Raw genomic sequence first — 25,748 nt, 5'->3', positions numbered from 1 at the left:
TTAGGCGGCCGGTTCCGTCCGCCCCAGCCACGCGTACGCGGCCCGCGCCGTGAACTCCCCCTGGCCGCCCGCGAAGAGCAGCCCGGCACCGGCGAAGGCCGGATCCCCGGCGGTCGCGGCCACATACGGGACCGCGATACACCGCATGCCCGCCCGGTGCGCCGCAAGCGCACCGGGCGCCGCGTCCTCCAGCACCACACAGGCGCCGGGCGCGACACCCATCCGGCGAGCGGCCTCCAGGAACACATCGGGCTCCGGCTTGCCGCGCGGCACCTCCTCGGCCGACACCAGCGTGGTCAGCTGCGCATCCAGCCCCGTGCCGGCCAGCACCGCCTCGATCGCGGCCCGTGACGAACCCGACGCCACCGCCATCGGATGCCCGCCCGCGGCCAGCAGCGCCACCAACTCCCGCATCTCCGGGAACACTTCGGTATGCGCCCGGGCCAGCTCCAGATAGGCGTGGTTCTTCCCGGCCAGCAGCTCCTCGACCGGTGCGTCGATGCCGTACTCGCGCGCCAGGATCTCCAGCGTCTCGCGGGTGCCGATCCCGATGAAGCGGGCGTGCCGCTCCCAGGTGAAGTCCGTGACGCCGTAGCCGGCCAGCAGCCGGCGCCCCGCCTCGAAGTAGTTCGGCTCGCTGTCCACCAGCGTGCCGTCCAGATCGAAGATGACCGGGGTCGGCGGGGCCGACGTGGTGGACGCAGCGGAGGGGGCCCGGGGGTCGCTGGAGGCGCTCATGCCGTCCAGCATGCCAAGCCGCCCGCCCGGACGGCCCGCGCACCCGCCCCGGTCAGACGCTCCGCGTCATGCCGTCCCCGGCTTCCCGGCGGCCGCGCCCACCGTCTCCACCAGCGGCAGCATCCGGTGCGGCACCCGCTCGCGCAGCGCCACCTCCGTCCGCGTCCGCACCACGCCCGGCAGGCTGATCAGCCGCTGGATCACGTCCTCCAGATGTGCCGCGTCCCGGGCCACCACCCTGGTCAGCAGATCCCCGCCGCCGGTCGTCGAGAACGCCTCGATGATCTGCGGCACCCCGGCCAGCGCATCGGCGACCTCCTCCAGGCGCCCCTGCGTCACCTCGATGTGCACGAAGGCCAGCACCGGATGCCCGAGCGCGGTGGGCGAGAGCCGGGGGCCGTACGCGGTGATCACACCGTCCCGCTCCATCCGGTCCAGCCGCGCCTGCACCGTCCCCCGGGCGACCCCGAGCACCCGGGCGTACTCCCGCACGCTGGTGCGCGGCTGCTCCAGCAGCAACCGGAGGATCTTCGCGTCCAGCGCGTCCACGGCCATGGCTCCACGGCCTCCTCAGGTCGGCGGGTGGTCGGCGAGCCGGCGGAGCGGTCCGCCAGCGGTCGGATCGTTCCGGGGGATAGATCCATTATCCCTGCGCGAGACCCCTCCCGGCACCGTCCGGAAGGACGATCTTCGGCCGGATTCGCACCCTTAGCGTGGTGCCGGCCACCCGATGCGATCCCGCAGTCTCCGGAGGACGTATGACGCACGACGACCCCGCCCACCGCCCCGCCGAGGACGAACTCGCCGCCCTGGCCGCGGAACTGGTCGGCATGGCCGCGGAGGACAACCGGACCGCGCACCGCGCCAACAGCGAGGACTTCGCCGACCAGTTGGTCTGGCGCCGGCTGACCGCCCGGCACGGCGACCGGCTCGGTGAGATCATGGACCGGTACGGCTGGCCGACGACCGAGCTGGTCGGCCCCGAGGCCGCGCGGAGCGCCTGGCTGCTCGCCCAGCACGCCGACCGCCAACTGGAAGTGCAGCGCCGGGCCCTGCGGCTGATGGAGCGTGCGGTGGCGGCAGGCGAGGCCGGCCCCAGGGAGCTGGCGTTCCTGCGCGACCGCACGCTGGTGAACGAGGGGCGCCGGCAGGTCTACGGCACCCAGATCGCCGGCGTACGGGACGGCGCGCCCGTTCCGTGGCCGTGCGAGGAGCCCGAGCGGATGGACGAGCGAAGGGCGGAGGTGGGCATTCCGCCCTTCGCCGAGTACGTGGCCCAGTACTCCTGAAGCGCCCTCAGGTGAGGGACAGCGTGCACCGGCCCTCGGCGGCCGAGCTGTTCCCCACGTAGATGTCGATGGCGCCGGGCTCCAGCAGGAACTCGCCGTGCGGGTCGTGGGTCCAGAACCCCAGGTCCTCGGCACCCAGCCGGAACCGCACCGTCCGGCTGCCGCCCGGCGCCAGCGTCACCCGCCAAAAGCCGCGCAGCCGGCGGACCGGCTGGGCGATGGTGGCGGCCCGGTCGTGGACATAGAGCTGGACGACCTCGTCGCCCTGCCGGGAACCGGTGTTGGTGACGGTCGCCGCGACCTCCACGGTGTCGCCCGCGCGGAGGGCGCTCACCGGGATCCGGTCGCGGCTCAGCGCGGGCGGCCCCGTACGGAACGTCGTATAGCTCAGGCCGTGGCCGAACGGGAACCGGGGCCCGTCGGGGAGGTCGAGGTATTTCGAGGTGAACTTGTCGTCGGGGTCGTAAGGGCGGCCGGTGTTCTCGTGGTTGTAGTGGATGGGGATCTGGCCGACCGTGCGCGGGAACGAAACGGGCAGCTTGCCACCCGGGTCGACCCGGCCGAACAGCACATCGGCGATGGCGTTGCCGGCCTCGATCCCGGGGTGCCACGCCTCCAGCACCGCGGGTGCGCCGTCCAGCCAGCCGCCGACGGTCAGCGGACGCCCGTTGACCAGGACGACCGCGAACGGCTTCCCGGTACGCGCGATCGCCTCGATCAGCTTCTCCTGCGCGCCCGGCAGGCCGATGTCGCTCCGCGCGGCGGCCTCACCGCTGAGCGCCGCGGGCTCACCGACCACCACGAAGGTCATCGCGGCGGAGCGGGCCGCCGCCACGGCCGCCGGAATGCCGCTGGTGTCGTCCCCCTGTGCCGCGACACCCCGCTCGTAGCGCACCGTGCTGCCCGGCACGGCCTTCCGGACGGCGTCGAGGACCGTCACGGCGGGGAACTTCTGCGCCGCGGGCGGCATCACCCAGGTCCCCAGCAGATCACCGGAGTCGCCGAACGGCCCCACGACCGCGATCGACCCCACGGACCGGCCGACCGGGAGCACCCCCCGCTCGTTCTTCAGGAGCACCATCGAGCGGGCGGCGGCCGTGCGCGCCGCCGCCCGCGCGTCCGGCGTCGGCGCCCCGATCTCGCCCCCCTCGTCCACATACGGACGCGCGAAGAGCCCGAGTGCGAACTTCAGCCGCAGAATCCGCGAGACCGCGTCGTCCACCCGCTGCTCGCTGATCCTCCCCTCCCGCACCAGCCGCTTCCCGTACGTGACCATCGTGGTGCTGGTCATCTCCATGTCCACACCGGCACGCAGGGCGAGTCGGGCGGCCTGCGCGCCGTCCTCCGCGACGCCGTGCGGGATCAGCTCCCGGACCCCGTTCCAGTCGCTGACCACCACGCCGTCGAAGGACCATTCCCGCTTCAGGATGTCGGTGAGGGTGTGCGTATCGGCGTGCGCGGGGACGCCGCCGATGGTGTTGAACGAGGCCATCACCGTGGCCACCCCGGCGTCGACCGCGGCCTTGAACGGTGGGAGGTACAGGTTCCGCAGCCGGGCCTCGGAGACGTCCACGGTGTTGTAGTCGCGCCCGCCCTCCGCACCCCCGTACGCGACGAAGTGCTTGGCGCAGGCGGCGATCCGGTCCGCGGCGGAGAGGTCCGCCCCCTGATACGCACGGACCTTGGCGGCGGCGAACGTGGCCGTCAGATACGGGTCCTCGCCGTTGCCCTCGGCGATCCGGCCCCAGCGCGGCTCGTGCGTCACATCCATCATCGGCGCGAACGTCCAGTGCACGCCGTTGGAGCGGGCCTCCTTCGCCGAGACCTCGGCGTCCCGCTCCGCGACCCGCGGATCGAAACTGGCGGCCTGGGCGAGCGGGATCGGAAACGTCGTCCAGAAACCGTGGATGACATCCAGCCCGAACAGCAGCGGAATGCCGAGCCGGGACTCCTCCACGGCGATCTTCTGCAGCGCGTTGCTCGCCCGCGCCCCGAAGATGTTCAGCACCGATCCCAACCGCCCCTGGCGCGCCGCCTGTTCGGCCTCCTTCGTGCCGGGCCCGCCCGGCCCGGTGTCGTACGTCCAGGGAAGCTGCTGGAGCTGGCCCAGCTTCTCTTCGAGAGTCATACGCGCCAGCAGCGCGCGGACCTCGCCGTCGTACGGTCCCGGGCGGTGCGCCGGGACGCCCGCGTCCGCCGCGGATCCCGCGGTCCGGGGAAGCGCGCGCGCCGGGTCGGCTCGGGTGCCCAGGAGCCCGGCGGTAGCCGCAGTACCCCCCGCGGCCAGCAGGGAACGACGTCGCAGCCCACTCATACCCGCACCTTTTCCCTCCATCGCGGCGTGAAGGTCGTCCCAGGGCGCCAAGAGCTGAAGTGAACGTAGATGGAGGGAAGTTGAGCGTCAAGACGGCGAACAGGCCGCGCCGTACGCGTACAAGAGGCGAAGGGGCGGCCGGGTGTGCCAGGGCCCTGCCGGAAGCCCGCGGTTGGCCGCCGTCCGCCCTGTGTCGCATCATGCGGGGATGATCGAGAACCCCCCTTCCGCGCTGCCACCCGTGGAGCGGCTCACCCGCTACACACCCGCCGACATGGCCGAGATCCTCGGCGACGGAGACGATGCCTTCGGCGTCGCCGAGTACGGCCTGACCTGGCTGCCGAAGGAGGAGCACTTCGGCATCCGGCTCGGCGGCCGGCTGGTGGCGCACGCCGGCCTGCGGCTGCTGCCGACAGCTATCGGCGGGGCCGAGACGCGGGTGGTGGGCGTCGGCGGTGTGGCCGTGGCGGCCGGCGTACGCGGGCAGGGGCTCGCCCGGCGGGTGGTGGCGGGCGCGCTCGAGCACGCGCGCACCCTGGGCCCGCGCTACGGGCTCCTCTTCTGCCGCGCTCCCCTCGTCGCCCTCTACGAACGGCTCGGCTGGCAGGCGCTGCACGGGGAGGTGCGGGTGGAGCAGCCCGCCGGCCCCGTGGTCATGCCGCTGCGGACCATGTGGACGCCCCTTTGCGACGGTGCCCACTGGCCGGCGGGACCGGTCCGGTTGCTCTCGCTGCCCATGTGACCCCGGACGGGCGGTGCCCTTCGGCTCATGACCGGTCTCCGGACCGGTTGAGCGCCCTCGGGAAGACGGGCCGGGGAATCGCTCCGCGGTGTGGCATCCCGGTGTCCCGCACGGGCTTCACGCGCGCAGACGGGTGTGGATGGCCGAGGCGAGTTCGGCGATGCCGGTGGTCCTCAGCGCGCTGTAGTGATCGGCGTCGAGTTCGACCACGGCCGGGGGTGCGGCGGAGTAGCCGGACCAGGTTTCGATGAACGAGTCGTCGTCACCAGTGGACTTGAAGAGCGCGACCCGTGCGTGGAGCCGCCGTTCGGACAGTTCGCGCCCGTTGTACTGGAACTCGTACGTCCGCGCGACGATCCGGGTGATCCGGCGGACCAACTGCTCGTCCAGTGCGGGGAGCAGACGGTGGATGAAGCCGACGAAGCCGTCCTCGTCGCGGACCGTCGCCACACACCGGTCGAGGTCGGGCCCGGTGACGGACCCCGTGAAGACGGAGAACAGGATCGTCAGGTACGCCGGGTTGGCGTAGGACGCCTGACGCCCGTAGCGGTCGGCGTTGGCGTGGTGGACCTTCGGGTTGCCGGGGCAGAGCAGCATCAGGTGGTCCACCGCCTGGCCGGCCTGTTCAAGCTGCCATGCGGCCTCGAAAGCGACCCGGGCGCCGAAGGAGTAACCCCACAGGGTGTACGGGCCCTCGTTCTGCACGTGCCGGATCTCGGCGAGGTCGGCGGCGGCCATCTCCTGGAGGGTCGCGTAGGGCTCTTCGCCGGGGTTGACGCCGTGTGCCTGGATTCCGTGGAAGGGTCGGCCCATGGCTGCCCGTCGTGCGAGCAGGCGCAGGTTCATCGGGTAGCCGCCCAGCCCCGGCCAGCAGAAGACGGGCCGTCCGGAGCCCGCGCCGTGCAGCGGCACCAGCCGGGAGGACGGGCGGGGGGCGCAGTCGGCGATGCGCGCGGCGAGGTCGGCCAGTTTCGGGCGCTCGAAGACGACCTGCAGCGGCAGCCGCGTGGCGAACGCACGGTTGATCGTCAGGATGAGTTCGACGGCGGTGAGCGAGTCGCCGCCGCAGGCGAAGAAGTCGTCCTCGACGGAGACGTGGTCGTACTTCAGGGCCTTGCCCCACGCCTCGGCGAGCCACTTCTCCTGCCGTGTGACCGGGGCGGCGTACGGGGTGGTGCGGTCCGCGGACCGCACCTGGTCGAAGGAGGCGAGAGCCCTGCCGTCGACCTTTCCGTTCGCCGTCAGCGGCAACCTGTCGAGCACCAGGACCCGGTCGGGGACCATGTAGTCGGGCAGGATGCGCACCAGCTCGTCCTTGATGATCTCGGCCGGCCCCTTCATGTGGACGGCGTCCTCGCGCATGCCCTCGCTACGGATCTGCTCGTCGCTGACCCTGCCGCCGAGGAAGAAGTACGTGGGGCCGGTGGGGATGCCGCAGGAGGTCAGTATGTCCTCGACGCGTCGGGCGGCGGGCAGCGGACGGCCGGTCTTCGAGCTGTACCCCGAGGACATCAGGCCGAGGCGCAGGCCGTTGCGTTGCAGGTGGTGGAGCTTCCTGCCCAGGACCAGGTACTCCAGCCACGGCCGGTCGGCGCGGCTCACGGCGGTGATGCCGAAGCTCGCTCGCCGGTAGACCTGCTGGTTGATGGCGATGACATGCTTCGGCAGCACGAGTTCGCCCGAGATGCGCTGCAACTCGCCACCGGTGTAGCGGTACTGGCCCGCGGGCAGGTCCTGAACGCGTCCCGGATGGGACTGCACATAGATCTCGGTGGGGTCCGGCCACGGTTCCCCGCCGGCGGCGCGGATGGCGAACGTGCCCAGGTAGTAGTCCTCGTCGGAGACGTCCAGGAGGTCCTTGACGGACCCGTCGTGGGCCAGCGGCCGGATGGTCAGCCCGTACTCCGGCAGCACCTGTTCGAAGAGACCGGCCATGTGCCCGGCTTCGATCTCCAGCACTTCCCGGATGTTGTTCCGGTACACCGGTTCGATGGCCTGCCTGCAGCCGAGGAAGTGGACCGACAGATGGCCTTCCGACCGGCGGGACGGGGGGCCGGTCCGCACCAGGGCGTGGTCGACGGGGTGGTAGTAGTACGTGCCCGGCTCAAGTCCCGCTGTTCCGCCGTCGGTTTCCAGGTACAGCTGCGTGGCGTACAGGGCCCCCGGGGAGGCGTAGCCGTACTTCGGCAGCAGCCGCTGGTCGCTGTGGTACGCCCCGAACCAGCGCAGCAGCTCGCCGAGTTCCGCGAACGTCAGCTCGTCCAGTCCCCGGGACGGGCCGCCGGCCGGGCGTTCGGCGAGCAGGGCCAGCACGGCGGTCCGGGTGACCGGGGCGCCGTCGTAGAAGCGGTAGGTCTTGCGGGCGAAGACCTCCCTGCGCTGCCGGGGCGTCTCCTGTCCGCCGGGCAGCTCCACCACGGGCCGGCCGGCGAGCCGCTCGCGGCGGCGCAGACCCGGGTTGGACAACTGGGCCTTCACCTGGAGCCTGTTGGCCTTGGACTGGTGGTGGGCACCGTGGTCGCCCTGGTCCATCAGTGCCGCTTCCTTGGGGTTCAGCTCGACGCAGGCGACCAGGCTCGCCGAGCCGGTGCGCGGGTTGTCGGCGACGACCACGGCCGCGCGCCGGACCCAGATGTGCTCCTCGACCGCCAGGGCGACCTCGTCGAGTTCGACGCGACAGCCGTGCAGTTTGACCTGGTTGTCGATCCGGCCGGCGAACTGGAGGGTGCCGTCGGGGTTCCAGTACGCCAGGTCGCCGGTCCGGTAAAGGCGTTCGGCGGGGGTGAACGGCGAGGTGATGAAGCGTTCCCGGGTCTGTTCGGGTTGGTTCAGGTACCCGCGGGCCAGTTGGGTGCCGCCGATGTACAGCTCGCCCGTCTCGTTGATGCCCACCGGCACCAGGTCGGCGTCCAGGATGAAGCACTGTGTGTCGCCGACCGGCGCCCCGATCGGCACGCTGCCCGTGCCGTCGCCGGCCGCGTCCGGGTCCACCGGGCAGGCGGTGGCGTTGATGGTGGCCTCCGTCGGCCCGTACAGGTTGACGAGCGAGGCCCAGGGAAGCTCGTCGGCCACGGCACGGGCGAGCCGCCACGACAGCACCTCACCCCCGGAGAACACCTGCCGCAGTGAGGTGCACAGCCCGAACTCCTCGGTGTCCAGCAGCGCTTGCAGCAGCGTGGGCACGCACTGCAAGGTGGTCACCTGGTGTGTGGCCACCGCGGCGACCAGGGCCTGCGGGTCCCGATGGACGCCTTGTGCGCCCATGACCACCCGGCTGCCGACGGCCGGGGCGAGGATCTCCCACTGGGCCGCGTCGAAACTCATCGGTGTCTTCTGCAGCACGGTGACGTCCTGGCCCAGGTACCCGTAGGCGTGCATCCACCGCATCTGGGAGGCGATGCTGCGGTGCTCGATCATCACCCCCTTCGGTCTGCCGGTGCTGCCGGAGGTGTAGATGACGTACGCCAGCGAGTCCGGCCGCACGGCCACCGGGGCGCGCGCGGTGCAGCGGTCCTGCACGTCGCCCGGGACGACGATCCGGGTGCCTGCCGGGGCGAGTTGGGCCAGCTGGGCCGCCAGGTGGTCCTGCGTGACGATGATGCGCGTCCGGCTGTCGTCGATCATGTAGCGGAGCCGGTCCTCCGGGTACTCCGGCGAGAGCGGCAGATAGGCGGCGCCGGCGAACAGGATCCCCCACACCCCGGTCATCAGCTCCAGGGACGGTTCGACGAACACCCCCACGCTCAGCTCCGGATCCGCACCGAGCCGACCGAGACACGCCGCCAGCCGGCGAGCCGACTCCGCCAGCTCGCGGAACGTCAGGCACCGGTCGCCGCAGACCACCGCGACGGCATCGGGCCGTGCCACGACCTGCTGCTTCAGCAGGTCGGGCAGGCAGTCCACGCTGGTGTGGTCGATCAGTGCGCCACGCGGTTCGGTCTTCACCGTCTTCTCTTTGCTGGCCGAGAACTGCTGGGACGGGACTGCGGCGGTCGCTCCGGCCGCCGTCCGGAGCGAGCGCCGCCGCTGGGGCCGAGCCGGTACCGCGGCATCGACGACAGGCGCGACGCCGAGCGGCTGCAGGGGAGTTGACTCCTTGCGCCGGGTGGCAGGCGGCCGCGAACAACGGACAGCAGACGGCGCCGGACGGCAGCAGTTCCGTCGTAACGGGGCATGCGCCGACCCGTGCCGACCGAAGCGGCGTCGTCAACCCACCGTCGCACGCCTGCCGGTTGCCCGGGATCCGGCACCGTATCCCCGGGCGGGCCCCACGGGTCCGTGACCGACAGTGCACACGTGCGCACGACACCATCTCCGATTCGCTGGGAGTACGCCGGACGACGCTGATCGCCACGCCGGCCCACACGTCGTGAACGGACGGGGAGAGGGGTCGGACAGGCGTCGCCGGCGACCCCGCCGCGGCATGAGGTCGCACCTCGGGTCCCCGACACCGACGTGGCGACCTCGCCCGGGCGTCTGTCTTCCCAACTCTCCGGCCGCACGTGCGGCTCAGACGAAATCAGCCCGCATCAGGCCCCGGCCGCTCGGCCGGGTTTTCGGTTCCCTCAGCGGAACTGCACTGATGTCTTCACTCAACGATACGCTCGACGCGGCCAAGCCTCACACTCTGGCGCTGCTCCCGGATCGGCGTCGGCCTTGCCCCTTGGGGAGGGTCACCCGGCCCGGTCGGGTCGTGGGCCGACGGGCGGAGCACCCCGGCCCGCGGACGCCAGGATGGCGGCGCCGGCGGGGTCGGCGGCAAGCGCCTCCTCGAAGCCGTCCTTCGGCAGCACCTTGTTCCCGGCGAGGGTGACTCCGTTCGGCGGGGTGTCGGCCCCGGCGGGGTGGTCGTCCCAGAAGTTGTCGCGGAAGGTCACGTTCTCCAGAGGGGGCGTCACCCGCAGCACGATCGGGGTGTCGCCGCGGTGGACGACGTTGCCCTGCACGGTGACCCAGGCGGCACCGTAGTCGGTGTAGAGGCCGAAGTTGTAGGGGGTGACGGTGTCGCGGACGACATTGCCCCGTACCAGGGTGCCGTCGGTGTAGGAGGTCCCCTGCCTGCCGTTGAGGTAGATGCCGCCGCCGTCGGCCAGCACCGTCATGGTGCGGTGGATGAGGTTCTCGGTGATCCGGACCCGGGCGGCCTGGTTGCCGCCGGTGACGACGATCCCGCTGTAGGGCACGTCGTGGATCTCGTTGTGAGCCACCGTCACCTCGCGTGCGTCCATCACCCAGATCGCGGGGGAGCCGTGGTACTCGCGGCCGACGCGGTGGATCAGGTTCTGCCGGATGCGGGTACCGGTGCCGGAGGTGACGGTCACGGCGCTACCGGAGACGTCCTCGATGTGGTTGCCGACGACCGCGTTGTCGCGGCCCGGGCCGGCGAAGCCGATCGCCCCGGCGCCGAGCAGGGTGAACCGGTTGTCGTGAAGTGCGACCCGCACGGCGGCGGTGAACTCGACGTTGGCGGGCAGGAACCGGGGTGCTGCCGGGATCGTCAAGTGGGCCTTCCCTTCCGCGAGTTCGACCTTCTGCAGCTCCCCGCCGCCGTAGTAGGTGGTGGCGAAGAAATGCAGGAACCCGTCAGGTCCGTCCGGTTCGGTCCAGCCGGCGTGGGAGAAGGTCAGGCCCCGCAGCGTCACATCGTGCAGCGGGTTCTCCTCGGTTCCCCGGCCGACGACGAGCTTCTCCAACACAGGGGCGACGACTTCGGCTTCGGCCGGGTCCTCACCGGGCAGCGGCAGATAGTGCAGCACGTGGCGCCCCGGGGTGCGCCGGTCGAGGACGAAGGTGCCCGGCTCGGTCAGAAAGCTCACGCTGTTCTCCGCCGCACTCGGCCGGGCCAGGCCGTCCCACCGTGTGTCCCGGCCGCTTTCGGCGCTCGCCGGCCGGTCGCCGACCCAGGTGGCGGTGTAGAGCTCGCGGGCCCGGTCGAAGGCGGGCTGGACGAGGGTGATGGTCGTGGACCGCGCATCGCCGGTGATCCCGGCGACCCGGCAGCGGGCCTCCGACCACGGGTACACCCACGGGAAGACGAACTCGATGCTCGTCGGGTCCTGCCAGCGCTGCGGCGCCGTACTGTCCGTGACGTAACCGGTCTCGGTTTTCGTCACGCTGCCGGGGATGCCGGGGCTGAGCGAGGCCCTGGGCGCGCGGCGGCCGTTCACATACAGCTGCCGGGTCTCCAGCGAACCCACTTCGGCCTGCCAGGCGCCGTCCACCTCGCTGGGACGCCACCCGGTGATCATCCGGCCGCCGCTGACAACGGCCTTCTCCTGCAAGGGAGTTCCGTAGCCGTGGGCCTGGTACACGACCCGGTGGCCGTTCTCTCCCGAGTCTCCCGCGGCCGGATCCAGGGTGAAGGGGGCGTCCAGGACGTACGTTCCGGCGCGGAGGTTGACCACGAGGTCGGAGCGCAGTGACGCGGTGCGGGCGCGGACGGCCCGCTGGGCGGCGGGCAGGGTGGCGAACGGCCGGTCGAGCGTGCCGGGCCAGGAATCGCGGCCCCAGGGCGCGACGTGGAGCTGGTCGGGCTGGTCGTCGAGCATGGATGTACCTTCCCCCGAGGAGGTTTATGTTGTACACGGCGGCGTACACCATAAACGCCGGGCTAGGGTGGGCGTCAAGGATGGGAAGGTGAGTGCGCATGGCCGAGGAGAACGCGGCGGCGGATCCTGGACGCACCGTCGAGCTGCTCTGGGGCGCCAAGGGGAGCCACGGCAGGACGGGGCTGAGCCTGGCCGGGATCGTCGCGGCGGCGATCGAGGTCGCCGACGCCGAGGGGCTGCCCGCGCTGTCCATGCGGCGGGTGGCCGAGCGGCTGGGCTTCACGACGATGTCGCTCTACCGGCATGTGCCAGGCAAGGCCGAGCTGGTCGAGCTGATGCGGGACGCCGCGGTCGGCGAACTCGACCTGGCCGCGCCCGACCGCCCCGGGCCCGAGGACGGCGACTGGCGCGCCGGCATGGAGGCCTGGGCCCGCGCGCACTGGGCCCTGCACCTGCGGCATCCGTGGCTCGTGCACACCGCCGGCAGCCGCCGGCTGCCCGGCCCGAACATCATGGCCGACTACGACCGCGCGCTGCGGATCGCCGAGGGGACGGGGCTGCGGGCCTCCGAGGTGGTCGCGGTGGTCTCGCTGGTCGGCGGCTTCGTGAAGACCGCCGCCCTGCAGGTCCACGAAGTCCTGCGCGAGGAGCGGGAGTCCGGCGTCTCGAACGCGCAGTGGTGGCGCGGCCGGGAGGAACTGGTCGAGCGTATGAGTCCGTACCCCGCGCTCGGCCGCCTGTGGCAGGCCGGTGGCTTCGACGAGCCTGAGGACCCCTTCGACTTCGGTCTGGCCCGCACGCTCGACGGCGTCGAACTGCTCGTCCGGCGCCACCGTGACGAAAAACGTGACGGAAGTGGGGTGCGGTCCAGCGCAGGGCGGTGCTCGGTCTGCGGTGCCGCGTTCGACGGGACGCGGCGGGGGCGTCCACGGGACTACTGCTCGCGCGCCTGCCGGCAGCGGGCCTACCGGCAGCGGCGAACGGCGAGCTCGGCGCCCGCCGGTTCCGGGGTACCCGCAGGTTCTACGGGCGACCCCCGCTAGCCAGGAGGCGTGCAGGTGGATGGCAGGTCAGGACCGGAGCCGGGGACGGGTGTCCCGAGCGGGGCGTGCGCGCCGCGGCCGAGGGGGTGGCATGGGCGGCGGCAGCGGCTCCGCCGGTGAGGGTGCGCGGAGGAGCGGCTCGGGGCCGGACGGTGGCGAAGTGCCTCGATGAGTGTTCCATTGGTCCGTCGATGGCAGGAGAGCGGCGGTCCTCACTGGACCATTGGCCCAGTACTGGCGGTTCCTATTGAGCAATCGGCCGCCCAGATGCTGAGATGTAGGCGTCGATGGCGCTGCGGATCCCCGCGGCGCCTTTCTCATGTCGCGGTGCACCTGTGTGCGGAAGGGTCGGGACGACTTGCTGAAGAAGGCGTTCATGGCGCCGGATCCGGGGCGTATGCGACTGCGCTCCGCGGCCCGGGCCGTGGTCGGGGTCGGGCTTGCCGTGGCGCTGTGCGGCTTGGCCGGGCATGCGCTGGTCGCCGCGATCACCGGTGGTCTGGCCGCGCTGCTCGCCTTGTTCACGGTGACCGATCCGACGGTCCGCGGCCAGGCCGTGACGACCGCGTTGCTGCCGGTCGTCGGCCTCCCTCTGCTCGCGCTCGCGGCCCTGCTGCACGACGTGCCCGTCGCGCGCGACCTGGCGTTCCTGGCGGTCGTGGGGGCGGGGGTGTACGCGCGCCGGTGGGGGCCGCGCGGGCACTCGCTGGGCGTGTTCGCCTTCATGGTCTTTTTTGCCGCGCAGTTCCTGCACACCGCTCCCGGCCAGCTCCCCGAGTCGTCCGCGGCCGTGCTGCTCGGGCTCGCGGCGTCGTCGGTCGTGCGCTTCGGGGTGTGGTGCTACGAACGGCGGCTGCCGGCGCCCGCCCCGGTGGCCGCCCCGACCGGGGGGACGGGGCTCGCGCGGATCACGACGCGGCAGGCCGTGCAGGCGACCGTAGGGGCCGCTTTCGCCCTGGGCCTCGGGCAGGTGCTGTCCGACCAGCGGTGGTACTGGGCCGTGGGCGCCACGTGGTGGGTGTTCGTGAACACCACCTCGCGGGGCGAGACGCTCGTGCGCGGGTTCCGGCGGTTCCTGGGAACGGTGCTCGGGGTCGTGCTCGGCTTCGCCCTCGCCGTTCCGCTGCACGACGAGCCGATCGCGGCGGCCGTGATCGTCGCCCTGAGCGTCTTCGGGATCTTCTACGCCGCCGCCGTTTCCTACACCTGGATGATGCTCGCCGTGACCGTGATGGCGAGCATGCTGTACGGACTGCTCGGCGTGCTCGATCCGGCGCTGCTCGCCCTGCGGGTGGGCGAGACGGCCGTCGGGGCCCTGGGCGCCCTGCTCGCGGTGTTCCTCGTCCTGCCGGTGACCACGCACTCCGTCACCGACGAACGGGTCGGGCAGGCCGTGCGGCGTGTGCACGCCTGCACGGCGAAGGCCGCCGCCCGGCTCGCGGGACATCCGGATGCCGATCCGGCGCCGCTGGTCGCCGAGCTGGAGGCGATCCTGGGCGGGGTGCGGCTGTCGCTCGTACCGCTGCTGCACCCGCTCAACCCGCTGCGGCACCGCAAGGCGCGCGCCCGGCAGGTCGTGGCCTACCTGGACGAATGCGCCGCGCAGGTACGGGGCCTGGCCGAGGTGGCTGCCGATCCGGCGGCCTCGCACGACGCCCGGCTGATCGCCGCCTGCCAGCGCGTGGAGGCCGTGGTGGGCACGCTGTTCGCGCCCGGCGGGGAGTCTGCGACCGCGCCCAGTGGGTGGGCCGCCGCGCCGGCCCACCACCCCGGCGCCGAGCGGGCACTGGCGCATCTGCACGGCCTGGAGTTGGCGCTCACCGCGCTGGCACAGCCCGTCCGCAGCGCACCGCGGGCGCCGTTCGCGGCGTCCTGACGGGCGCGGGACGGCGGTTGCCAGCCAACCCGGCACGCTACCCGCCCGGCGCTGCTAGCGTCGCCGGAACAGCGGGGCACTCCCCGGCCGCCACACGGCGTCCCCGGGGCGGGCGGCCGCCAATCGGCAGGCGGACGAAGGGCGGCGAGCAGTGGGGACGACCCGGTCAACGACGCAGGCGGCAGCGGACGGGACGGCGTCGGGCGGGCGGCGGGCGTACCGGGCCTGCATCGGATCGTTCACGGCGGCCGGCGGGCGGGGCGTCACCACCGCGGACGTCGACCCGGAGTCCGGGGCGCTGACCCCGCTGCACTCCACGGACATCCTCGCCAACCCCTCCTACCTGGCGCCGGGTTCGGACGGCCGGCACCTCTACGCGGTCAGCGAGATCCCGGACGGCGCTGCCGCCGCCTTCGCCCTGACGCCCGAGGGACCCGTACTGCGCGCGCCCGCCGTCCCCGTGGGCGGCGCCGGCCCCACCCATCTCACCCTGGCCGCGGGCCATCTGGTCACCGCCAACTACGGCTCCGGCAGCGTCAGTACGCTCCCCGTGCGTGCCGACGGCACGCTCGGCGGCCCGGCCCGGGTCCTGCAACACCAGGGCAGCGGCCCCCGGGCCGACCGCCAGGAGGGCCCGCACGCGCACGCCGTCCGTCCCGACCCCAGTGGCCGCTGGCTGCTCGGCGTCGACCTGGGCACCGACTCGGTGCGGGTCTGCGCGCTCGACGCCGCGAGCGGGGAGCTGACCGTACGGGGCGAGACACGGCTGCGCCCCGGCAGCGGGCCGCGCCAACTCGCGTTCCACCCGCGCGGCGACCTCGCCTGCGTCATCAACGAACTCGACCCGACGGTGACCCTCTGCCGCTGGGACGCGGACCGCGGCACGCTCACGCCCCTGGGGGAGACCCCCCTCCTTCCGGACACCCGGGCGGCCGCGGCCGGCGGCAGCGGGGACGGAGCGAGGGCGCCCCGGCCGACCTTCCCCTCCGCCCTGGTCATCTCCCCGGACGGCCGGTTCGCCTGGGCCGCCAACCGGGGCGACGACAGCATCGCGGTGCTCTCCCTGGACGCGCGCGGCGCGACCGCCGCCCTGGTCACGACCGTGCCCTGTGGCGGGCACTGGCCGCGCGACCTCGCGCTGCACCCCGACGGGCGGCACCTCTACGCGGCCAACGAACGCTCCGGCGACGTCACGTGGTTCACCCTCGACCCGGAGACCGGTGTTCCCGCGCGGGGCGGCTCGATCGCGGCGCCGGCCGCTTCGTGCGTGGTGTTCGTCCGCGGCGGACCGGAAGCCGCCCGGCCCTGATCCGTCGGACGGGCCCTGTGTGCGGGGCCGTGGGCGCGGGGCGGGCGCCCGCCGGCGTCATCCCTGCGGGAAGCGCCCGCCGAAGTAGACCTGCGTCTCGGTGAGCCGGCCGCCCCGGACCGTCATCACCTCCACGTTGCGATGGCGTTCCCCGGTCTTCAGCTCGTACTCGTAGCGGACGAAGACCTGGTCGTCGTCGAGGGCGACGGTGTCGAGGAGCTCCTGGGAGCGGACCCGGTCCGCGGTGGGGAAGCAGACCTCCAGGAACGCGGCCTTGCCGATGTGGTCGTCCTGCGGGCTCGTGAAGACGAACTCGTCGGCGAGCAGCCGCTCCATGGCCGTGCGGTCCTGGGCCAGGTAGGCGGCGAAACAGGCGCGAACGGCCTCGACGTTGCTGCGGTGCGTCATGGGCTGCCTCCTGATGGGGGGACGGGGCCGGCGCCACGACCGTAGCGGAGGCGGTGCGGGCATCCCCGCGGACCGCCGCCGGAAGGCGCTGAGCCGCCCGCTCGCGCGCCCGCGGACCCTCCGACGCCCGCGGGGTGTCCGCCGCCCTTACGGGCCGCCTGGCGGTCGTCTGGGCTGCTCAGCGCCCCGTCCGGCCGCGAGGTGCCGCACCCGTGCGTCGGACCAGGTCACCGGACACCGGTCACCGGACGATCCCGGCGGCGCCGCCCCTCACCCCGGCCCCGGACACGCCGAGGGCCGCCCCGCGCGATCGGCGCGGCGGCGGCCCCTGTGCATGCGGCGCGGGCGGCCGGGCCTACCGGACCGGCGCCCCCACACCCTGGCCCGGCAGCCTGATCCCCACTGCCGACGCGTAGTTGGACAGCACCAGCCGGCCCACCGTGCCGTACGCGCCCAGCGTCTCGGCCGAAGCGCAGCCGGCCTCCGCCGCGGCTGCCCCCAGAAGGCCGTCGGCGAGTTCGGGGCCGATCAGGTACGGGGCCAGCGCCAGCTGCTGCGAGCCGGAGGAGCGCAGCTGCTCGGCGGTACGGGCGATGGCGCCCTCCTCGTCGAGGCCGGCGGCCAGTACCGGCACGGCCAGCCGGGCGGAGAGCAGCATGCCGGTGATCCCGGCGGCCTGCACCGCCTCCTCGCCGCCGACGGTGGCGAGGATGATGCCGTCCGCCGCGGTGGCGACCGTGAACAGCCGGGCGCGGTCGGCGCGCGCCAGCCCGGCCTCCGACAGGCGGACGTGCAGCGCCTCGGCGAGCAGCGGGTGCGGGCCCAGGACGTCGGTCAGCTCCGCGGCGGAGGCGCTGTTCATGATGGCCTGGCGTATCCGGCGCAGCAGCGCGCTGTCCGGACCGGCCAGCAGCGGCACGACGACCGCGGCCGGACCGGGGTCGGACTGCCCGGCGTTGGCGGCGCGGACCTTCTGCTCGGCGGCGGCCTGCGCCAGTACGGCCTCCAGGGAGGGGAACTCGTCGTCTCCGCCGTCCACGTAACCGATCCGCGCGTCCAGGCCGGGCAGTTCGGAGCGGGCGATGCTGGAGACCTCCTCCGCCAGGCTGCGCGAGCCGGCGGTGGGAGTGCCGGGCACGGCCAGCACGAGGGCGGGTGCGCCCTCGGGGGCGGCCAGCGGCTCCGGCCTGCGATGGCGGCCGGACTGCCGCGCGCGCGGCATACGTACAGGCAGGCCGGGTGCGGCTCCCGGGCTCGGGGATTCGGCGTCAGAAACGGGCGAGCCAGGTGCGGGCCCAGTGGGGGAACTCATGGCGCCGCATGCTAACGCCTCGATGTGTCCCGCCGCCGAGGGAGGGTTCGGTCGAGCGGTATCCGTCCCGATTTATCCCGCGCGTCACGGCGGCTACCGCGCCGCAGGCCGTGTGATCTGCAACAACCTCGGATCGGCGGGCAGCGTCAGGCGGCCCGCCGCCAGTGCGGTGGCGATCGTCAGCGCCCCGTCGAGCGGGGTGCCGGCGGCCGTGACCGGGCGGGCGCCGGGCAACCGCTCGGCGAGCGCCGTACGGAGCGGGGAGAGCAGGGGATCCCCGAGGGCGAACAGCCCGCCGGTGTACGCAACGGGCATTCCGGGGCCGGGCGGACAGGCCGCCGCCGCGGCGTCCGCGATATGGCGTGCGGCGTCGGCCAGGATGCCGGCGGCCACGGCGTCGCCGACGGTTCCCGCGCTCCCGACGCGTCCGCGCTCCCCGCTGTCCCCGGTGGCGCAGTGCGCGACCTCGGGCGCGAACGAGGCCAGTACCGCGGGCCGGTCGGGTCGCGGATAGAGCGCACCGGGCAGTCCGGCCACCGGCCCGAACACCGCCTCCGCACGCGCCAGAAGGGCCGGCGAGCCGCCGGGCCGCCCGTCGTGCGCGCGCATCGCGGCCTCCAGCCCGGCACGCCCGATCCAGGCACCGCTGCCGCAGTCGCCCAGCAGATGGCCCCAGCCGTCGGCCCGCCGCCAACCGCCCGTCGGGGTCAGGTCCGTCCCCACGGCGACCAGGCCGGTGCCCGCGGCCACCACGACGCCGGGCCGCTGGCCGAGCGCCCCCGCGTACGCGGTGACGGCGTCCGCGGCGAGGGCGAGCCGCCGCACTCCGAAGGCGCCGGCCAGCGCGGCGGGCAACCGGGCGCGCAACTCGTCCCCGAGGGTGCCCATACCCGCGGCGCCCACGCACACCGCGGCGAACCGGTCACCGCCCACCCGGCGCCCCAACTCCTCACCCGCGGGGAGCAGTTGGCCGAGCATATGGTCCGCGTCGATGCCGGCGGGACCGGTGCGTACGGGCTCCCGCGAGGTGTACGCGGCCAGCGGCCGGGCATGCGGGTCGCCGGCCCGGGCGACGGCGATGCGCAGTCCGGATCCGCCCGAGTCGACCCCCAGGACCAGGTCCCCGGGACGATCGGCGCTCCCGGATCCCCGAGGGTTTCCGGCGGTCGTGCCGCCGCGCTCAGCCAAGGCCGCGGGCGTCCTGCTTGAGCGCGGTGTCGACCGTCAGCGCGGTGGCGACGACCAGGCTCAGCAGCGGGTCGGGGAGCTGGTGGTGGATCTGCAGGACGTAGTTGTCCGCGGTGGTGAACATCGTCTTGGCGAGGCCCTCCCAGGTCTTGGTGATCCGGGCGATCTCGGTGTCCGCGTGGTCGACGATCGCGAAGTTCCAGGCACGCCAGTTCTCCGCCTTGATCGCGCCGACCTGCTGCCCGTTGACCAGCATCGCGAAATTGATCTTCCCGATGGCGTTCTGCTGGACGATCTCGCCGACCGGTGAGCCGTCCGGACGCGACACCAGCACTTTGGACTTGAGCAGCTTCGCGGGCCGGGTCAGCACCAGCTGCGGCCGCCCGTGGGCGTCGCGGATCTCCAGCTTGTGGGTCATGTACTGGTCCAGGCTGGAGACCACCCGCAGCACCTTCTTGGCGGTGCTCTGCCCGACCTCGACGACCGCGCCGAGGGTGTTGCCGTTCTGGTCGTAGACGGCGTACTCGTTGCTGACCTCGATCAGCTTCGCCTTCTGGTTGACCACCAGCACCGGCTCGGTGAACAGGGTGCCGCCGCCCGGCCCGGTGGGTGCGACGCCGGCCTGCTGCTGCACCTGGCGCTGGACACCGGCCTGCCGCTGCGCCTGGTGATGGAGATCGGCCGGGCTGACGCCCGGCCCGCCGTACGGAGCCGGAGCCGGGGCCGGTTGCTGCGGTACCAGCGGCTGCGCGGCCGGCTCCTGGACCTGCGCCTGCTGCCCGGGATGGGTGTGCGCCGTCCACTGGGAGCCGTCCCACCAGCGGAGTTGGTGGGGGGCGCCCTGTGGGTCGGCGTACCAACCCGCAGGGATGTTCGCATGCGTCATGCCGGGAACACTATCGCCCGCAATCCGGCCCCGCCGGGCCTCAGGGCAGCCGCCAGTCCACGGGCTGCGCCCCCTGACGGACCAGGAGATCGTTGACCCGGCTGAACGGCCGCGAGCCGAAGAATCCCCGGTCCGCGGACATGGGGGAGGGGTGCGCCGACTCGACGGCGGGCAGGTCACCGAGCAGGGGCCGCAGGTTCCGCGCGTCGCGCCCCCACAGCACCGCCACCAGCGGACCCCCGCGCGCCACCAGTGCGCGGATGGCCTGCTCGGTGACTTCCTCCCAGCCCTTGCCGCGGTGCGCGGCCGGCTTGCGGGGCGCCGTCGTCAGCGCTCTGTTCAGCAGGAGTACGCCCTGCCGGGTCCACGGGGTCAGATCGCCGTTGGACGGCCGGGGCAGCCCCAGGTCGGAGTGCATCTCACGGAAGATGTTCTCCAGGCTCCCGGGCAGCGGGCGGACGTCCGGCGCCACGGAGAAACTGAGCCCGACCGCATGCCCCGGGGTGGGGTACGGGTCCTGTCCGACGATGAGCACCCGCACCTCATCGAAGGGTTGCTGGAAGGCGCGCAGAACGTTGTTGCCGGCCGGGAGGTAGGTCCGCCCCGCGGCGATCTCCGCCCGCAGGAAGTCGCCCATCGCGGCGATCTGTCCGGCGACCGGCTCAAGTGCCTTGGCCCAGCCTGGTTCGACGATGTCTTGGAGAGGTCGTGCAGCCACGGGATCACCCTACTGGCCGCAGCCCGCTTCCCCTCAACCGAAGGCCAGCGGTCCGGACCCGGACCGGAGTTCCGGATGCCCCACCGGGCGCTCCGCACGCCGTCACAACTCCCCGCCACCTCCGCTCCGTTGGGCCGGATCGTCCGATCGTCCCCGGCCGGCTCATGCGACGGCGGCCGCGCGGACGCACAGCACATCGGGCAGGTGGGAGGCGAGCTGCCGCCAGGTGTCGCCGTCGTCCGCGCTGGCGTACACCTCGCCGTTGCGGTTGCCGAAATACACCCCGGCGGGGTCGGCGTCGTCGACGGACAGGGCGTCTCTGAGCACCGTGCCGTAGTGGTCCTCCTCGGGGAGGCCGTCGCTCAGCGGCTCCCAGCTGCCGCCCGCGTCGCCCGTGCGGTACACCCGGCAGCGGTGCTCGGCCGGCACCCGGTCGATATCGGCGGTGATCGGGAAGAGGTAGGCGACATCGCCTCTGCGGGGGTGCGCGGCCACCGCGAAGCCGAAGTCCGAGGGCAGTCCGCCGCCGATGTCCGTCCACGTCGCGCCGGCGTCGTCGCTGCGGTAGACGCCCCAGTGGTTCTGGAGGTAGAGCCGGTCGCGGTCGACCGGGTCCTGGGCGATCTTGTGGACGCACTGGCCGAACTCGGGGTGCTGGTCGGGCAGGAAGACGGCCTTCACGCCCTTGTTGGACGGTTCCCAGCTGGCGCCGCCGTCGACGGTGCGGAACACCCCGGCCGCGGAGACCGCGACGGTGACCACGTCGGCGGCCCGAGGGTCGGTGACCACCGTGTGGACGGCGAGCCCGCCGCCGCCCGGCATCCACTTCCCGCGGCTCGGGTGGTCCCACAGGGCCCGTACGAGGGTGAAGGTCTCGCCGCCGTCCTCGGAACGGAACAGGCCGCCGGGCTCGGTGCCCGCGTACACCACATCGGGTGCCGCGGGGCCGGCCGGATGCAGCTGCCAGACCCGCTCCAGCGAAGTCCCGGTGTACTCCGGGTACTTGACGGCCGGGCGGGACGGCTCGCGCCAGGTCTCGCCCAGGTCGTCGGAGTGGAACACCGACGGGCCCCAGTGCGCGCTGTCCGCCCCGGCCAGCAGCCGGGGCCGCTCGCGGCGGGTGTCGATCGCGAGGGAGTACACCGCCTGCGCGGGGAAGTGCGGGCCGCTCACGTCCCATCTGCCGCGCCGCCGGCGGCCGATGAAGAGCCCTTTGCGGGTGCCCACCGCGAGTAGTACGTCCGTCATGCCGGAACACCTCCAAGACGCCGTTGTCTCAGCTGCCGTCAGTGTGCACCCCGGCACTGACAACGGCGTCCCCGTACGGTGTCCGCGCAGGTCAGACGGCCCGGTGGTACGGGCTCGGGATATGTGCGGAGGCGCCGAGTTCGCGGGCGGCGTGCTGCGCGAAGCTCGGCGAGCGGAGCAGTTCGCGGCCGATCAGCACGGCGTCGGCCCGGCCGTCCGCGACGATCTTCTCCGCCTGCTGCGCCTCGGTGATCAGCCCCACGGCGCCCACCGCGAGGCCGGTCTCCTTCTTGACCCGCTCGGCGAACGGCACCTGGTAGTCCGGCCCGGCGCTGATCCGGGCGTCCGGGGCGTTGCCGCCCGTGGAGGTGTCCAGCAGGTCGACGCCGTGCTCCTTGAGGTCCCGGGCGAAGCGCACCGTGTCGTCCGCCGTCCAGCCCTCGCGGTCGTCGGTCTCGTCCTCGCTGAGCCAGTCGGTCGCCGAGATCCGGAAGAAGAGCGGCAGCTCCTCGGGCCACACCGCCCGGACGGCGTCCACGATCTCCAGCGGCAGGCGCGTCCGGTTCTCGTACGAGCCGCCGTATTCATCGGTGCGCCGGTTGCTGTACGGGGAGAGGAACTGGTTGATCAAGTAGCCGTGCGCGCCGTGGATCTCGGCCACCTCGAAGCCGGCCGCCAGCGCCCGGCGGGCGGTGTCCGCGAACGCGGCGACGACCTCGCCGATCTCCTCCCGGGACAGCTCCGAGGGCGTGCTGAAACCGTCCGCGAACGCCAGCGGGCTCGGCCCGACCGGCTGCCAGCCGTAGCCCTCACCGTGGCGGATCGGGCCGCCGCGGTTCACCCAGGTCCGCTCCGTGGACGCCTTGCGCCCGGCGTGCGCTATCTGGATGCCGGGGACGCTGTGCTGCTCCTTGAGGGCGTCGGTGATCCGGCGGAACGCCTCGGTCTGGGTGTCGTTCCACAGCCCGAGGTCGTACGGGCTGATGCGCCCTTCGGGGCGCACCGCGGTCGCCTCGGTGAGGATCAGGCCGGTCCCGCCCGCCGCGCGCGCCACCAGGTGCTGGTAGTGCCAGTCGCCGGGCGCGCTCGCGGCCGGCCCCTCGGGGGCCGCCGAGTACTGGCACATGGGGGCCATCCAGAGGCGGTTCGGGATGGTCAGCGACCGAAGGCGGAGGGGTTCGAAGAGTGCGCTCACGGCAGGCTCCTGTACCTGAGGGCGAACGGGTGGTCCGGGGTCCCGCTGGATCCCGGCTCATACGATAGGCGTCGTAGTACGGTGAATGTCAAACTACGATGTCCCTCGTACAATGGATCCCTCAGAGACCGCGGCGCTCACCCGGAGATCGCGGGCGAGCGCGCCGCCGGTCGCCAGATCCGCAGCCCAGGAGCCGCCATGCCGACCGTTACGACAGCGACGGGCACCCCCGCGGGCTCCCGGTCGCTTCCGCATCCGGCCCGCGAGGACATCCGGCTCGCCGATGTGCTGCACGCCCTCGCCGACCCGATGCGGCTGCGGATCGTCTGTGCGCTGGCCGCCGCCGAGGGCGAGCTGAACTGCGCGGACATCGAGCTCCCGGTCAGCAAGTCGACCTGTACACACCACTTCCGGGTGCTGCGCGAGCACGGCGTCATCCAGCAGATCTACCGGGGTACGGCCAAGATGAACGGGCTGCGCCGGGCCGATCTGGAGGAGCTGTTCCCCGGTCTGATCGACGGCGTCCTGCGGGCCGCCCGGCTCCAGGAGCGCCGCCTCGGCGAGCGGTGACCGAGGACCGCCCGCCTCAGCGGCCGACCATCGCCGAGCGCGCCGCGGTCAACAGCCCTTCCCAGTCCGGCAGTTTGACCGTCCCGCGCCCCAGGCCGCGGCCCCACTCCGCCTCCGCGGCCTCGATGGCCAGCCAGCCGCGCCAGGGCACCGGCCGCTGCCCGGCCCGCTCCAGCGCCGCCACCGGGTCCCCGGCCGGCAACCGCCGTGCCAGGTCGGCGGCATCGGCCAGCAGCGACGCCGCGGTCTCCTTGGCGCACGGCCGGTTGGTACCGATCACCCCGGTCGGGCCGCGCTTGATCCAGCCCGCTACGTAGACACCGGGGTCCGGCGCCCCGTCCCGCAGGACCCGCCCGGCCAGGTGCGGTACCGTCCCGGTCGCCTCGTCGAACGGCAGCCCCGGCTGCGGCAGCCCCCGGTAGCCGACCGAACGCAGCACCAACTGCCCCTCGATGTCCTCGAATTCGCCCGTTCCCGTGACCCCGCCCCGCCCGTCGGGCACGGTCCGCTCGAACCGCACCGCGCGCACCCCCGTGGCCTCGTCCCCGAGCAGTGCGGCCGGCCGCAGGAAGAACCGCAGATGGATCCGGCGCAGCCGCCCCACCCCGGCGGCCATGGCCACCGGACGCTCGGCCCAGCCGCGCAGCACCTCGACGTTGCGCCGCAGCGGCGCCGGAAGTTCCGCCGGATCGCGGTACGCCGGGTCCAGCGCCAGCTCGTCGGGCCGCACCCGCACCTGCGTACCGGGCAGCGACCCCAGTTCCCGCAGCTCCTTGGTGGTGAACTTCGCCTGCGAGGGCCCGCGTCGGCCGACCATCCAGACGTCCTCGACGCGGCTGTCCGCGAGCGCGCCCAGTGCCCCCTGCGGCATATCGGTGGCGGCGAGTTCGGCGGCGCCCCGGGACAGCATCCGCGCCACGTCCACCGCCACGTTCCCCACGCCGATCACGACGGCGGAGCGCGCCCCCAGTGTGAAGCCTTCGGCCGGTGCGTCGGGATGCGCGCTGTACCAGGCGACGAACTCGGTGGCCGGATGGCTGCCGGGCAGCTCCTCGCCGGGGATGCCCAGATGCCGGTCGGTGGCCGCGCCCACGCAGAACACCACCGCGTGGAAGATCTTGTGCAGCTCCTCCAGGCTCACCCCCTGGGCGCCCACTTCCACGTTCCCCAGGAAGTGCACGCGTGGATGCTCCAGCACCGTCCGCAGGTTGTTCTGCAGCGATTTGATCTTCTCGTGGTCCGGTGCCACGCCGTAGCGCACCAGCCCGTAAGGGCAGGGCAGCCGGTCCAGGACATAGACCTCGATGTCCGGGACGGCCTCTTGCTCGACCAGCGACTGGGCGGTGTAGACACCGCTCGGTCCGGAACCGATCACTGCGACACGAAGCACGGGTGGCCCCTTCCGCGGAGTACCCCCAGGATCGCACCGGCGGGCGTGCGGCGGGAGAGCTGAGCTATCGGGGTTGCTCCCGGTCCGATGAGCGTGCCGCGCCCCTTGGCCGGGTCGGCTGGAGGCTAGGTTTTTTTTGTGTCGGAAAGTGACTTTTATACCGTTAATCACCGATATAAAGCCCAGGACGCGGCATTGGAGTGGCCCAGTTGGGAACTTCGGGCCCACGGCTCGGCCGCGCCCGAACTGGGCCCCTGGTTCAGCGCCCGGCTCACCTTCACCGACGGCGCCCGGATCGATGTGCTGGTGACGGCGTCCGACGACCACCTCACCGTCGAGGACGTACGCGCCGATCCCCCGCTGACGCTGGACGCGCTCGCCGCCCTCGCCCGCTGGATCGACGGCCCCCTCGACGACGCCTGCCGCGCGGCCACCGGCCGCCCCCCGAAGCGCCCGCCCGTCCCGGAGCCGACGGTGGGCGCCGTGGCGGGGAGCGGCGACGGCGGGGTGCTGCCGGGGGAGCAGCGATCGGGCACTTCAGGGGACGACGCACCGGCCGAGGACGTCGTCCGCGGTGAGGGAGCGCTCTGCGGAACGGGCACCGGCACTCCGCTCGGCGCACCGGCCGATCCGGAACCGGGGACGACCGGACCCGAGGCGCCGGCCGATCCGGCCGATCCGGCCGACGCCGCCGACACTGCTGAGGTCGCCGACGCCGCCGATACCGCAGCGGTGGGCGACTCCTCCTCCGCCGTCCGCTCCGCCGTCCTCGTGCGATCGCGGGCCAGCGAACGCCGCAAGCTTGCCGCCGACGCCTACCGCGCGGCCCAGAAGGAAGGCCGGGACCCCGTGCTGGCCGTCATGACCGCCACCGGCCGCAACCGCCGCCGGGCGCTGCGCCTGATCGCCGGAGCCCGCGACGCCGGCCTGCTGACACCGCGCCACAACAAGCGCTAGTGCGCATCCCGGCCGGC

Annotated in this window: 20 protein-coding genes; 7 read left to right on the top strand and 13 right to left on the bottom strand. The window is 73.2% G+C overall.

Annotation, left to right across the window (positions count from 1 at the left end; translation table 11 throughout):
* Together GR130_RS25845 and GR130_RS25840 are read right to left on the bottom strand one after the other, a co-directional pair.
* Entirely contained in the window at positions 1–738 is a 738-nt protein-coding gene (locus tag GR130_RS25845; protein ID WP_159506935.1) for an HAD family hydrolase, read from the bottom strand.
* A gap of 66 nt (positions 739–804) precedes the next feature.
* The gene (locus GR130_RS25840) at positions 805–1,293 is read right to left on the bottom strand and encodes an Lrp/AsnC family transcriptional regulator (protein ID WP_159506934.1); all 489 of its coding nucleotides are present in this window, start codon (positions 1,291–1,293) and stop codon (positions 805–807) included.
* Positions 1,294–1,496: 203 nt separating this feature from the next.
* Between GR130_RS25840 and GR130_RS25835 the strand changes: the two genes are divergently transcribed.
* Entirely contained in the window at positions 1,497–2,027 is a 531-nt protein-coding gene (locus GR130_RS25835) for a DUF6624 domain-containing protein (RefSeq protein ID WP_159506933.1), read from the top strand.
* 7 nt (positions 2,028–2,034) lie between these two features.
* Here GR130_RS25835 and GR130_RS25830 read toward each other — a convergent pair whose 3' ends face one another.
* Positions 2,035–4,341, bottom strand: a complete 2,307-nt coding sequence (locus tag GR130_RS25830) for a glycoside hydrolase family 3 N-terminal domain-containing protein (RefSeq protein ID WP_159506932.1) — start codon at positions 4,339–4,341, stop codon at positions 2,035–2,037.
* Between the two features lie 208 nt (positions 4,342–4,549).
* Here GR130_RS25830 and GR130_RS25825 point away from each other — a divergent pair, with 208 nt between their 5' ends.
* Positions 4,550–5,083, top strand: coding sequence for a GNAT family N-acetyltransferase (locus GR130_RS25825; RefSeq protein ID WP_159506931.1), 534 nt, complete (start codon positions 4,550–4,552; stop codon positions 5,081–5,083).
* 117 nt (positions 5,084–5,200) lie between these two features.
* Here the strand turns inward: GR130_RS25825 and GR130_RS25820 are convergent, their stop codons facing one another.
* Both GR130_RS25820 and GR130_RS25815 read right to left on the bottom strand, forming a co-directional pair.
* On the bottom strand, positions 5,201–9,028 hold the full coding sequence (locus GR130_RS25820) for a non-ribosomal peptide synthetase family protein (protein ID WP_159506930.1): 3,828 nt from the start codon (positions 9,026–9,028) through the stop codon (positions 5,201–5,203).
* A gap of 728 nt (positions 9,029–9,756) precedes the next feature.
* On the bottom strand, positions 9,757–11,631 hold the full coding sequence (locus GR130_RS25815; RefSeq protein ID WP_159506929.1) for a right-handed parallel beta-helix repeat-containing protein: 1,875 nt from the start codon (positions 11,629–11,631) through the stop codon (positions 9,757–9,759).
* A 98-nt stretch (positions 11,632–11,729) separates the two neighbouring features.
* On the opposite strand from GR130_RS25815, the gene GR130_RS25810 reads away from it, so the two are divergent.
* The 3 genes from GR130_RS25810 to GR130_RS25800 all read left to right on the top strand — a co-directional run bounded on the left by GR130_RS25810 (position 11,730) and on the right by GR130_RS25800 (position 15,859).
* The gene (locus GR130_RS25810; RefSeq protein WP_159506928.1) at positions 11,730–12,674 is read left to right on the top strand and encodes a TetR/AcrR family transcriptional regulator; all 945 of its coding nucleotides are present in this window, start codon (positions 11,730–11,732) and stop codon (positions 12,672–12,674) included.
* Positions 12,675–13,032: 358 nt separating this feature from the next.
* Positions 13,033–14,550 carry an FUSC family protein gene (locus GR130_RS25805; protein ID WP_159510214.1) on the top strand — a complete coding sequence of 506 codons (1,518 nt, stop codon included), beginning with the start codon at positions 13,033–13,035 and terminating at the stop codon, positions 14,548–14,550.
* Between the two features lie 151 nt (positions 14,551–14,701).
* Positions 14,702–15,859, top strand: coding sequence for a lactonase family protein (locus GR130_RS25800; RefSeq protein WP_159506927.1), 1,158 nt, complete (start codon positions 14,702–14,704; stop codon positions 15,857–15,859).
* A gap of 57 nt (positions 15,860–15,916) precedes the next feature.
* Here the strand turns inward: GR130_RS25800 and GR130_RS25795 are convergent, their stop codons facing one another.
* The 7 genes from GR130_RS25795 to GR130_RS25765 form a co-directional block, all read right to left on the bottom strand.
* Positions 15,917–16,267, bottom strand: coding sequence for a nuclear transport factor 2 family protein (locus tag GR130_RS25795; RefSeq protein WP_159506926.1), 351 nt, complete (start codon positions 16,265–16,267; stop codon positions 15,917–15,919).
* Positions 16,268–16,622: 355 nt separating this feature from the next.
* A complete protein-coding gene (locus GR130_RS25790; protein ID WP_443043659.1) occupies positions 16,623–17,579 on the bottom strand; it encodes a sirohydrochlorin chelatase in 957 nt (318 codons plus the stop codon).
* Positions 17,580–17,672: 93 nt separating this feature from the next.
* Complete coding sequence (locus GR130_RS25785) at positions 17,673–18,767, bottom strand: BadF/BadG/BcrA/BcrD ATPase family protein (RefSeq protein ID WP_201304998.1); 1,095 nt, start codon at positions 18,765–18,767, stop codon at positions 17,673–17,675.
* Positions 18,760–19,653: a phospholipid scramblase-related protein gene (locus tag GR130_RS25780; RefSeq protein WP_159506924.1), complete on the bottom strand. Its 894-nt coding sequence runs from the start codon at positions 19,651–19,653 to the stop codon at positions 18,760–18,762. The genes GR130_RS25785 and GR130_RS25780 overlap by 8 nt, the downstream gene beginning before the upstream one ends.
* 40 nt (positions 19,654–19,693) lie before the next feature.
* Positions 19,694–20,371, bottom strand: a complete 678-nt coding sequence (locus GR130_RS25775; protein ID WP_159506923.1) for a uracil-DNA glycosylase — start codon at positions 20,369–20,371, stop codon at positions 19,694–19,696.
* Between the two features lie 162 nt (positions 20,372–20,533).
* A complete protein-coding gene (locus tag GR130_RS25770; protein WP_159506922.1) occupies positions 20,534–21,619 on the bottom strand; it encodes a WD40/YVTN/BNR-like repeat-containing protein in 1,086 nt (361 codons plus the stop codon).
* A gap of 91 nt (positions 21,620–21,710) precedes the next feature.
* Positions 21,711–22,814 (bottom strand): NADH:flavin oxidoreductase/NADH oxidase, encoded by a 1,104-nt coding sequence (locus GR130_RS25765; protein WP_159506921.1) that lies wholly within the window; start codon positions 22,812–22,814, stop codon positions 21,711–21,713.
* Between the two features lie 198 nt (positions 22,815–23,012).
* Here GR130_RS25765 and GR130_RS25760 point away from each other — a divergent pair, with 198 nt between their 5' ends.
* Complete coding sequence (locus tag GR130_RS25760) at positions 23,013–23,384, top strand: ArsR/SmtB family transcription factor (protein WP_159506920.1); 372 nt, start codon at positions 23,013–23,015, stop codon at positions 23,382–23,384.
* Positions 23,385–23,400: 16 nt separating this feature from the next.
* On the opposite strand, the gene GR130_RS25755 is transcribed toward GR130_RS25760, so the two are convergent.
* Positions 23,401–24,774, bottom strand: a complete 1,374-nt coding sequence (locus GR130_RS25755; protein WP_236573488.1) for an FAD-dependent oxidoreductase — start codon at positions 24,772–24,774, stop codon at positions 23,401–23,403.
* A gap of 195 nt (positions 24,775–24,969) precedes the next feature.
* Between GR130_RS25755 and GR130_RS25750 the strand changes: the two genes are divergently transcribed.
* On the top strand, positions 24,970–25,731 hold the full coding sequence (locus GR130_RS25750) for a DUF6214 family protein (protein WP_443043658.1): 762 nt from the start codon (positions 24,970–24,972) through the stop codon (positions 25,729–25,731).
* Positions 25,732–25,748: the final 17 nt, after the last annotated feature.

It is taken from the genome of Streptomyces sp. GS7, from assembly GCF_009834125.1.
In the GTDB taxonomy this organism is placed as follows: Bacteria; Actinomycetota; Actinomycetes; order Streptomycetales; family Streptomycetaceae; genus Streptomyces.
The sequence above is the reverse complement of the archived record's forward strand: the minus strand, read 5'-3'. Positions and strand labels throughout refer to the sequence as shown.